At 62.5% G+C, this 9764-nt stretch carries 8 protein-coding genes and 2 riboswitches; of the genes, 4 read left to right on the top strand and 4 right to left on the bottom strand.

The genetic code is table 11. The features are described from left to right. Positions 1-77 precede the first annotated feature (77 nt). The 4 genes from cobM to AC1Q8Q_RS04375 all read right to left on the bottom strand — a co-directional run bounded on the left by cobM (position 78) and on the right by AC1Q8Q_RS04375 (position 2228). Positions 78-824 (bottom strand): precorrin-4 C(11)-methyltransferase, encoded by a 747-nt coding sequence (cobM, locus tag AC1Q8Q_RS04390; protein ID WP_492614849.1) that lies wholly within the window; start codon positions 822-824, stop codon positions 78-80. 83 nt (positions 825-907) lie between these two features. Continuing rightward, a complete protein-coding gene (locus AC1Q8Q_RS04385) occupies positions 908-1321 on the bottom strand; it encodes a cobalamin biosynthesis protein (RefSeq protein ID WP_020795442.1) in 414 nt (137 codons plus the stop codon). Further along, a complete protein-coding gene (locus tag AC1Q8Q_RS04380) occupies positions 1318-2022 on the bottom strand; it encodes a CbtA family protein (protein ID WP_020795441.1) in 705 nt (234 codons plus the stop codon). The genes AC1Q8Q_RS04385 and AC1Q8Q_RS04380 overlap by 4 nt, the downstream gene beginning before the upstream one ends. Before the next feature lie 11 nt (positions 2023-2033). Then, positions 2034-2228, bottom strand: a complete 195-nt coding sequence (locus AC1Q8Q_RS04375) for a CbtB domain-containing protein (RefSeq protein ID WP_020795440.1) — start codon at positions 2226-2228, stop codon at positions 2034-2036. A 122-nt stretch (positions 2229-2350) separates the two neighbouring features. Continuing rightward, positions 2351-2575, bottom strand: a riboswitch (cobalamin riboswitch). A 192-nt stretch (positions 2576-2767) separates the two neighbouring features. Then, positions 2768-2979: riboswitch (cobalamin riboswitch) on the top strand. A gap of 99 nt (positions 2980-3078) precedes the next feature. Between AC1Q8Q_RS04375 and cobW the strand changes: the two genes are divergently transcribed. The 4 genes from cobW to AC1Q8Q_RS04355 all read left to right on the top strand — a co-directional run bounded on the left by cobW (position 3079) and on the right by AC1Q8Q_RS04355 (position 9726). Beyond that, a complete protein-coding gene (gene cobW, locus AC1Q8Q_RS04370) occupies positions 3079-4140 on the top strand; it encodes a cobalamin biosynthesis protein CobW (protein ID WP_020795439.1) in 1062 nt (353 codons plus the stop codon). A gap of 3 nt (positions 4141-4143) precedes the next feature. Then, positions 4144-7920, top strand: coding sequence for a cobaltochelatase subunit CobN (cobN, locus tag AC1Q8Q_RS04365; protein WP_168758266.1), 3777 nt, complete (start codon positions 4144-4146; stop codon positions 7918-7920). A 142-nt stretch (positions 7921-8062) separates the two neighbouring features. Further along, positions 8063-9061 (top strand): magnesium chelatase ATPase subunit I, encoded by a 999-nt coding sequence (locus tag AC1Q8Q_RS04360; protein WP_020795437.1) that lies wholly within the window; start codon positions 8063-8065, stop codon positions 9059-9061. Then, positions 8986-9726: a VWA domain-containing protein gene (locus tag AC1Q8Q_RS04355; RefSeq protein WP_492599163.1), complete on the top strand. Its 741-nt coding sequence runs from the start codon at positions 8986-8988 to the stop codon at positions 9724-9726. The genes AC1Q8Q_RS04360 and AC1Q8Q_RS04355 overlap by 76 nt, the downstream gene beginning before the upstream one ends. Positions 9727-9764: the final 38 nt, after the last annotated feature.

The raw sequence follows: 9764 nt of genomic DNA, 5'->3' as shown, positions 1-9764 counted from the left end.
GGACGCTCCGCGTTCGGCTTTAGAGGGGACGCAGAGCGTCCCGGGCTGCATTCCCACGCAGAGCGTGGGAACGATCATCATGGCCTGTAGAGATGCGCATGCCCCGCACGATACAGCGACGACTCGCTGAACTGCTCACTGCCCAGCACCCGACCCACAAGAATCAGCGCCGTGCGCCGAAACCCCTTGGCTTCCACCTTGTCGGCAATGTCCTCAAGCGTCCCCACCACCCAGTCCTGATCCGGCCAGGTCGCCCGGTGAATCACCGCAATTGGGCAGTCTGCGCCGTAATGCGGCCGCAGTTCGGCCAGGATTTTCTGCAGGTGTTTGACCCCCAAATGAATCGCCATGGTCGCCCCGTGTTGCGCCAGGCTGCCCAGTTCCTCGCCCGCGGGCATCCCGGTCTTGTCGGCGTAGCGTGTCAGGATCACGCTCTGCGAAACGTCCGGCAAGGTCAGTTCCGCGCCCAGAAGCGCAGCGCAGGCGGCCGTGGCGGTCACGCCGGGGACTATTTCAAAAGGGATGCCGAGTTCTCGCAGGTGGCGTATCTGCTCGCCTATTGCGCCATACAGGCTCGGGTCACCGGAATGCACGCGCGCCACGTCCTGGCCGTTGGCATGGGCCGTCTTGATCAGTTGAATGATCTGTTCCAGGTGCAGTTCGGCGCTGTTGACCACCTGTTCGGCGCAGTGCCCTTCCAACACGGCGGCGGGCACCAGCGAGCCGGCATAGATGATCACCGGGCAACTGCGAATCAACCGCTGGCCTTTGACGGTGATCAGTTCGGGATCGCCGGGACCTGCGCCAATGAAGTAGACCGTCATTAAGAATTCCTGTTGAAAAGGGACGCTGGGCAAGGCTTCAGATGAAGAATGCTCATGATCGAATGCGCAGATTATCGGGGATTTTACGCGGCGCCAGCCAATGCGAGGGTAGCCTGGGCATATTTTTGGCGTGGGATCAGCAATGTAGCCGGGCCGTTGGCCAGTTGCTCGGCCAGTGCCAGGGCGGCACTTTCCGCTACGCCATAGCACCCGGTGCGTTCAAAGGCGATGTCCGAATGATGGCTCAGTCGGGGTTGATAGCTCGCCAGTTGTTCACTGCTGAAATACATCATCTGTAACCCAAGCTGTTCGGCCAGTTCGTTCAGCGCCGGTTCGTCGCGCTTCAAGTCGATGCTGGCCAGGGCCTTGATCCGATGCAGTTCGATCTGGTGCGCCTGCAGTGCCTGGTCAAGCAGTGCCCGCAACGTGCTGACGGGGCAGCCACGCTGGCAGCCCAGGCCGACCACCAGGGTCGGCGCTGCGCTGAGGCCTGTCATGCGGGGTATTGACCATCGCTTTTGCGGCGGAACAACCAGGCACTGATCAGGCCCAGGGCCAGCCAGAACGCCATGTTGGTCAGCTGCGAAGCGATCTTGAACTGAGTTTCCAGTGCCTCTGGAGCGAGCATCGAGTGCACTTGCGGTTGCGGAGCGCCAATCACATGAGGCACCGCAAGGATCGCCACGCCAAGGACTTTCATCAGCCAGTGACGGCTGAACACGATCAGGGCGATACCGACAGCGGTGGAGGCGGCGGTGCCGATCCACCAGAGTTGGCGTTGCGCCAGATCGGCAGCCGCGGTGCCCGGCAACTCAGGTGGCAGGCCAAGCGTCGGCGCCAGCACAAATGTCGCGTAGCCAGCCAAGCCCCAGAGCAGGCCCTGGGAGGTTTTGGTCGGCGCGCGCAGGGTGTAGAGACCAGCGAGCATCAGGGCGAAACCAACCGCCACTACCAGGTTACCGCCAGTGGTCGACAGCACGCGCTGCCAGCCGTCTTCCGGTTCCCAGGCTTCGGCATCGTGGGTATGTGCGGCTACACCAGCGGCGTGTTCATGAACTTCAACCGCTGCTGGTCCTGATTGTTCGTAGGTTTCGGCCTGCAAAATCAGCGGTGAAACCCACAAGCTTTGCAGCAGGGTCAGCAGCAGGGCGGCCAGCAACCCGGTGAAACCTGCGGTTTGCGCAATACGCTTGATCATGTCGACAGGTCTCAATGGCACGGGAACGCGGAACTGTGGCGCGTATCGTGTGCGGCGTTGTGCACTGCTTCGATGTGCGAGAAACCGGCGAAATACACCAGGCTGGCGCCGAGGATTGACGCAAAAATCGCCGCGGTCAGGCGTTGGGACAGGGTAGTGGTGCTGCTGGCGGCATTGCTGTGGCCGGTGCTGCTGATAATCGACATGGCGCTTCCCTCTGTTCGGTCAGCGGGGAATAAGAGCGCAAGCAGAACTCCGCACGACCGAGCGCGCAGAAGTCCGAACAGCGCCCGCCCACCGCGGGTTTGTTGATTGAAGTGATGGTGATGGTCACTTTGTGTTGCGGGCCGGTCTCCGGGCTCACGAGGGGCGCAGGCGTTAGCCTGAACCTTCCAGCGTCACCTTCCCATGCCGCATTGGCACAGTGGATCTGACGCTTCACTCGCTTACCGTTGCGGGGGCAGCACCGGACTGACATGGCCTGAAGTAAAGCACATGATTCACCGGTTTCCCGTTTCACCCTGTGAAGGGCACCCGTAACAAGATGCGTAGGAGAGCATGGGCGGGGGGCGGGCGTCAATTGGCAAGGGTTCTCACTTGAACATCGAGTTGTTCCCTTCGAGCAAGCCCGCTCCCACATTTGACCGAGTTCCTTCAGGGCAGACCCTCAAGTGTGGGAGCGGGCTTGCTCGCGAAGGGCGCACCGCAGGAATCATGTGAACATTGACCCGCCCCGATACCATGCGTAGCCTTGCGCTTTCGAGGTTCTTCGGCGTTTGTCGAAGCTAAGAAGGGAACGCGGTCAATGCCGCGGCTGCCCCCGCAACTGTGAACGGTTCAGTTTCTGCCATGCCACTGCATGCGCCAGCCATGGCGCGCGCGGGAAGGCGCAGCAACCGCCAGTCCAACGACTGGCCAGCCGTCAGCCAGGAGACCTGCCTCGATACAGATTCTCACTACAACCGGGCGGGGTGATCCGGTGGCGAACGCTTCCTGCGCGCGTGTGCGTTGCCGGTTCTCGTCCCGTATGCCCGCCACCTTGCCAAAGGGCATCCGATGAAAACACTGGCCAAACTCCCCGTCACCATCGTCACCGGCTTCCTCGGCTCGGGCAAAACCACCTTGCTGCGGCACATGCTCGACAACGCCCAAGGCCGCCGCATCGCGGTGATCGTCAACGAGTTCGGCGAGCTGGGCATTGACGGCGAAATCCTCAAGCAGTGCTCTATCGGTTGCACCGAAGAAGAGGCCAACGGCCGTGTCTACGAACTGGCCAACGGCTGCCTGTGCTGCACCGTACAGGAAGAGTTCTTCCCGGTGATGCGCGAACTGGTGGCCCGTCGTGGCGACCTAGACCACATCCTGATCGAAACGTCCGGCCTGGCCCTGCCAAAACCTTTGGTCCAGGCCTTCCAGTGGCCGGAAATTCGCAGTGCCTGCACCGTAGACGCGGTGATCACCGTGGTCGATAGCCCGGCCGTCGCGGCTGGCACGTTCGCCGCGTTCCCGGATCAAGTCGACGCCATGCGCAAACTCGACCCGAACCTGGATCACGAATCGCCTTTGCACGAGCTGTTCGCCGACCAGTTGGCCAGCGCCGACCTGGTGATCCTCAACAAGGCCGACCTGATCAGCCCTGAAGACCTGGCACGCGTACGCCTGGAAGTCGCCGAGGAACTGCCGCCAGCGGTGAAAGTCATCGAAGCCAGTAGCGGGCGCCTGCCGCTGGACGTGCTGATCGGCCTCGGTGCCGGGTCCGAAGAACACATCGACAGCCGTCACAGCCATCACGATCACCACCATGAAGGCGAAGACGATCACGACCACGATGCCTTCGATTCGATCTCCATCGAACTGCCGGCATCCGACGAAAGCCTGCTGATGGATGCGCTGACCCAACTGGTGGTGCAGCACGGCATCCTGCGCGTCAAAGGTTTCGCCGCGGTCCCGAACAAACCGATGCGCCTGCTGATCCAGGGCGTGGGCACCCGATTCGACAAGCATTTCGACCGCCAGTGGAGCGCTGAAGAAGCACGCACCACCCGTCTGGTGTTGATTGGCCAGGCGCTGGACGCCACAACGCTCGAAGCGCAATTGCGCGCCGCGCTCAGCGTGTAACCCATGCACCTGCTCAGGACCCAGCCCGGCGGATTCGTGTCGGATGACAACATTGCCGACCTAGGGCAAACCCCCGCCGAGCTGGTTATCCTGTGCAGCGGCGACTCCAGCCTGGCGTTGCTTGCCGAAGCGGCGCAGCAGTTGCCCGACGACTACCCAAGCGTGCGCCTGGCCAACCCGATGCAGGTGCAGAACCATGCATCAGTTGATCTGTATGTCGACGAAGTCCTGCGCCACGCCAAGGTCATCCTGATTTCGCTGCACGGCGGCATTGCCTATTGGCGCTATGGCGTCGAGCGGTTGGTGGAGTTGTCGCAGCGGGGTGTACAGCTGATCCTGGTGCCGGGCGATGATCGACCGGACCCGGAGCTCAGTGATCTGAGTACCGTGGGTGCCGGAGATCGCGACCGGCTGTGGCAATTCCTGCGTCAGGGTGGCATGGGCAATGCCCTCGACTTTTTCCGTTGCCTGGCCAATCGTTGGCTCGATCGCGACTACGTCTGGGCCGAGCCGCACACCTTGCCGCGTACGGCGATTTACCACCCACAAAAAAGCCCTGCGGCGCTGAACGACTGGCGGGCCCAGTGGCAGAGCGGTCAGCCACTGGCGGCGGTGCTGTTCTATCGCTCGCATTTGCAAGCCGCGAATACCGCTTTCATTGATGTTTTCTGTCAGCGCTTGCAGGCGGCGGGGCTTAATCCGTTGCCAATTGCGCTGGCCAGCCTGAAAGAGCCTGGCTGCCTTGCCGTGGTCGAGGACTGGCTGGATGAAGTCGAGGCGGGGGTGATTCTCAATACCACCGGTTTCGCCCAATCCAGTCCGGAGGCACCGCACTTGCGGCCATTTCGCCGCAATATCCCGGTGATCCAGGCCATTTGCGCCCAAGACAATGAACCGGGTTGGCGAGCCAGCGAACAAGGCCTCGGCCCCCGCGATCTGGCGATGCACATTGCGCTGCCGGAAATGGACGGGCGCATCATCAGTCGGCCGATCAGCTTCAAGGACCTGGCCTGGCGCAGCGAGCGCAGTCAGTCCGACGTGGTCTGCTATCGCGCTCAGCCAGAACGCATGGACTTTGTCGCGCAACTGGCGCGGCGCTGGATCGATCTGGCGCGGTTGCCCAATGGCGAAAAACGCATAGCGCTGATTCTGGCAAATTACCCGACCCGTGATGGTCGGATAGGCAACGGCGTCGGGCTCGATACACCGGCTGCGGCTTTGAATATCCTGCGTGCGCTGCATAAAGAAGGCTATCCGCTGCCAGCCGATCTGCCTGCCAGCGGCACCGCGTTGATCCAGCAATTGTTGGGCGGTGTCAGCAACGACCTCGAAACCCTCGATCAACGCCCGTGCCAGCAAAGCCTGGCCATGGACGATTACCTGCTGATGTTCAACGCGTTGCCGCAAGTCAATCGCCAGGCCGTGCTGGAGCGCTGGGGCGAGCCCGACAGTGATCCGATGTGTCGTGGCGGGCGGATGATGATCGCCGGGTTGCGCTTTGGCCTGACCTTCGTTGGCATCCAACCGGCGCGGGGTTACCAGGTCGATCCAAGTGCGGTGTATCACGACCCGGACCTGGTGCCGCCCCATGGCTACCTGGCGTTCTATTTCTGGTTGCGCAATACCTACGGCGCCCACGGCGTGATCCATGTGGGCAAGCACGGCAACCTGGAATGGCTGCCGGGCAAGGGCGTAGGGTTGTCGGAGCACTGCTGGCCGGATGCGCTGCTCGGGCCGTTGCCGAACATCTATCCGTTCATCGTCAACGACCCGGGTGAAGGCGCCCAGGCCAAGCGCCGCACGCAAGCGGTGATCATCGACCACCTGATGCCGCCACTGACCCGCGCCGAGACCTACGGCCCGCTGCGTAATCTCGAGTTGCTGGCCGACGAATACTACGAAGCGCAATTGCTCGATCCACGGCGAGCGCGGGAACTGCAGCGCGACATCCTGCAATTGGTCCGGGACACCCACATCGACCGCGAGCTGCAACTGGACGATCAGCTCGATAGCGATGCCGATGCGGCGATCTGGCTGCCGCGCCTGGACACTTACCTGTGCGACTTGAAAGAGTCGCAGATCCGCGATGGCTTGCATGTTTTTGGCGAGTCACCGGCCGGAAGGCTGCGCATCGATACGTTGCTGGCGCTGCTGCGCATTCCCCGGGGCGATGGCCGTGGCGCGCAATCGAGTGTGCTGCGGGCCTTGGCCAAGGCGTTCGCGCTGGGCTTCGACCCACTGGATTGCGCGCTGGCCGAGCCGTGGAGCGGACCGCGTCCCGGCGAATTATTGTCGGTCAGCGGTGAACCCTGGCGCACCACGGGCGATACCCGCGAACGCCTCGAACTGTTCGCCGCACAGCTTATTTCACAGGTGTTGAATGCCCCCTGTGAGAACCTCCCAAAGGAGGCTTGCTGGACTGAAGTGAACGCTATCCTCGAGCATTTGGGCGAAGTGGTAGCACCCAGGCTGGATGCCTGTGGCCCCGCAGAAATGCGTGGCCTACTCGACGCCCTCGGCGGCCGGTTCGTCCCGGCAGGCCCCAGTGGCGCGCCGAGTCGCGGTCGCCTGGACGTGCTGCCCACCGGGCGCAACTTCTATTCGGTGGACGTACGCAACCTGCCCACCACCACCGCGTGGCGCATCGGTTTCCAGTCCGCCAACCTGATTCTCGAACGTCACCTGCAAGACCATGGTGATCATTTGCGTCAGCTCGGCCTGTCGGTCTGGGGCACTGCGACCATGCGCACCGGCGGCGACGATATCGCCCAGGCCATGGCGTTGATGGGCGTGCGACCGGTTTGGGCCACCGGCAGTCAACGGGTGGACGACTTTGAAATTCTGCCGCTGAGCCTGCTTGATCGTCCGCGGGTGGACGTGACCTTGCGTGTATCGGGTTTCTTCCGCGATGCCTTCGCCAACCTGATCCGCCTGTTCGATGCGGCCGTGCAAGCGGTCGCCGCGCTCGATGAGCCGGATGACTTGAATCCGCTGGCAGCCAAGGTGCGCGCCGAGCGTGAAGCGCTGTTGCAATCGGGACTGGATGAAGACGCGGCACGGCGGCAGGCCGGCTGGCGCATTTTCGGTGCCAAGCCTGGTGCGTATGGCGCAGGCGTGCAGGGCGCCATCGATGGTCGCCTGTGGCAAAGCCGCGAGGACCTGGCCGAGGTTTACCTGAATTGGGGTGGCTACGCGTACGGCGGGTCTGATGAAGGTACGGTGGCCCGTGAGCAGTTTTCCCAGCGCCTGAGCCAGGTACAGGCGGTGCTGCAAAACCAGGATAACCGCGAGCACGACCTGCTCGATTCCAATGATTACTACCAATTCCAGGGTGGCATGCTGGCTGCCGTGGAAAGCCTGAGTGGCGAGGCGGCGGCCAGTTATCACGGCGATCACAGCCAGCCGGACCTGCCGAAGATCCGCACCCTGAAGGAAGAACTGAACCGGGTGATCCGCTCCCGGGCGGCCAATCCAAAGTGGATCGACGGGGTCAAGCGGCACGGCTACAAAGGCGCATTCGAAATGGCCGCGACGGTGGACAATCTGTTCGCCTTCGACGCCACCACGCGGTTGATCGACGATCACCAGTACGCGTTGCTGGCCGATGCCTATCTACTTGACCCGGGCACTCGGGATTTCGTACGCGAGCATAACCCCCATGCCTTGCGCGACATGACCGAGCGTTTGCTCGAAGCGCAACAGCGGGGGATGTGGAAAGAACCGGGTTCGTATCGCGAGGCCTTGGAAAATTTGCTGCTGGATATAGAAGAAGACAGCTAGTGCAATACCCCTGTGGGAGCGAGCCTGCTCGCGAAGAGGCCAGCACAATCAACATTATCGTTGACTGACAAACCGCTTTCGCGAGCAGGCTCGCTCCCACAGGGGAACGTGTATTGACCCCGACCATGACTGAGTACTGATAATGACCGACACCCCCCATTTCCCGCTTTCCGCCGTGGTCGGCGCCGACGATTTGAAACTCGCGCTGTATCTGACCGCCATCGACCCGAAAATCGGTGGTGTGCTGATCGAAGGCCCGCGTGGCATGGCCAAGTCGACCCTGGCCCGTGGTCTTGCGGACCTGCTGGCCAGCGGTCAATTCGTCACCTTGCCCCTGGGGGCAACTGAAGAGCGCCTGGTCGGCACCCTCGACCTCGACGCGGCCCTGAGTGAAGGTCGGGCGCAATTTTCCCCCGGCGTGCTGGCCAAGGCTGACGGCGGCGTGCTCTATGTCGATGAAGTGAATCTGCTGCCGGATCACCTCGTCGATCTGCTGCTCGATGTGGCGGCCAGCGGCACTAATCTGGTTGAACGTGATGGTATTTCCCATCGGCATTCGGCGAAGTTCGTGCTAATCGGCACCATGAACCCGGAAGAGGGCGAGTTGCGCCCGCAACTGCTCGATCGTTTTGGCTTGAACGTCGCCCTCAGTGGCCACACCGCACCGACCGAACGCGGACAAATCATTCGTCGACGCCTCGATTTCGACAGTGATCCACAACAGTTCTGCGCCGAATGGGAGAGCCAGCAGCAGTCGTTGCGTGAGCGTTGCCAAACAGCGCGCAGTGCATTGGCGAACATTCCCCTTGACGACGAAGCGTTGGCGCAGATCACCGAGCGTTGCTTTGCCGCCGGTGTCGATGGCTTGCGCGCCGACCTGGTCTGGTTGCGCGCGGCGCGTGCCCATGCTGCCTGGCGCGGTGCAACAGCCATTGGCGAAGAGGATATCGACGCGGTCGCCGAATTTGCCTTGCGCCATCGTCGTCGCGAGCACACGCCATCGGCACCACAATCCAACAATTCCCCATCCAGCCAACAGCCCAACCCGAGCGAAGGCCAGGGCCAATGGGGCGAGATGCCCGCTCAAGTGTTGCCGGTCGGCGCGCGGCGAGAGGTGCCGAGCTGGCCAAAAAAGCCCTAGGCATTCGCCCTCGATCGGACGTGGGGGCGAATGCCAGACCTCGTGCAGGACGCCTCGATCACGGTAAACAGGGTAAACGTCACGCGTCCCATGGAGGCTCGATCAATTGGCCAGGCACGTTACTCAACGGAAGGCCACGCCAGCGCCAGGATGTCTTGTTCCAGCAGCGCACGCGCGCGGCGCATGAGCTGTGGCTGGTGATTGTCGACGCGTCGGCTTCGACCCGCCGCCACCAGGCATTGAGTGATGCCAAGGGCCTGTTGGCGCAATTGTTCGACGATGCCTACCGCCAGCGCGCGCGCCTGGCATTACTGACGGCCAGCGGTGCAGCGCCGAAGTGGCAGGTGCAGGGACTGAAGGCATCCAGCGGTTTGCGCCATTGGCTCGACGGACTTGGTGCGGGCGGCGGTACGCCGTTGCTGGCGGCGCTGGGTGATGCGGCACTGTGGCTTGCCGCGCGGCAAAAGCGCTTGCCGGCCGAACAGCAGCGCTTGCTGGTGATAACCGATGGCCGTTTGAAAGAGTGGCCGTCGTTGCCCGCACTCGAGTGTCCGGGGCTGGTGATCGACATCGAACGCGGGCCGATTCGCCTTGGGCGCAGCAAGGTGTTGGCGGCGCAGTTGCAAACCGGATATCGGCATATCGACGAGCTTGTTCTGGGGTAGGTGCTGTGTCGCCCTTATGGGCCTCATCGCGGGCAAGC

It is taken from the genome of Pseudomonas sp. GW823-FHT06B06, from assembly GCF_058795195.1.
Note: the sequence above shows the minus strand (reverse complement) of the source record. Positions and strands in the feature narration are given on the sequence as shown.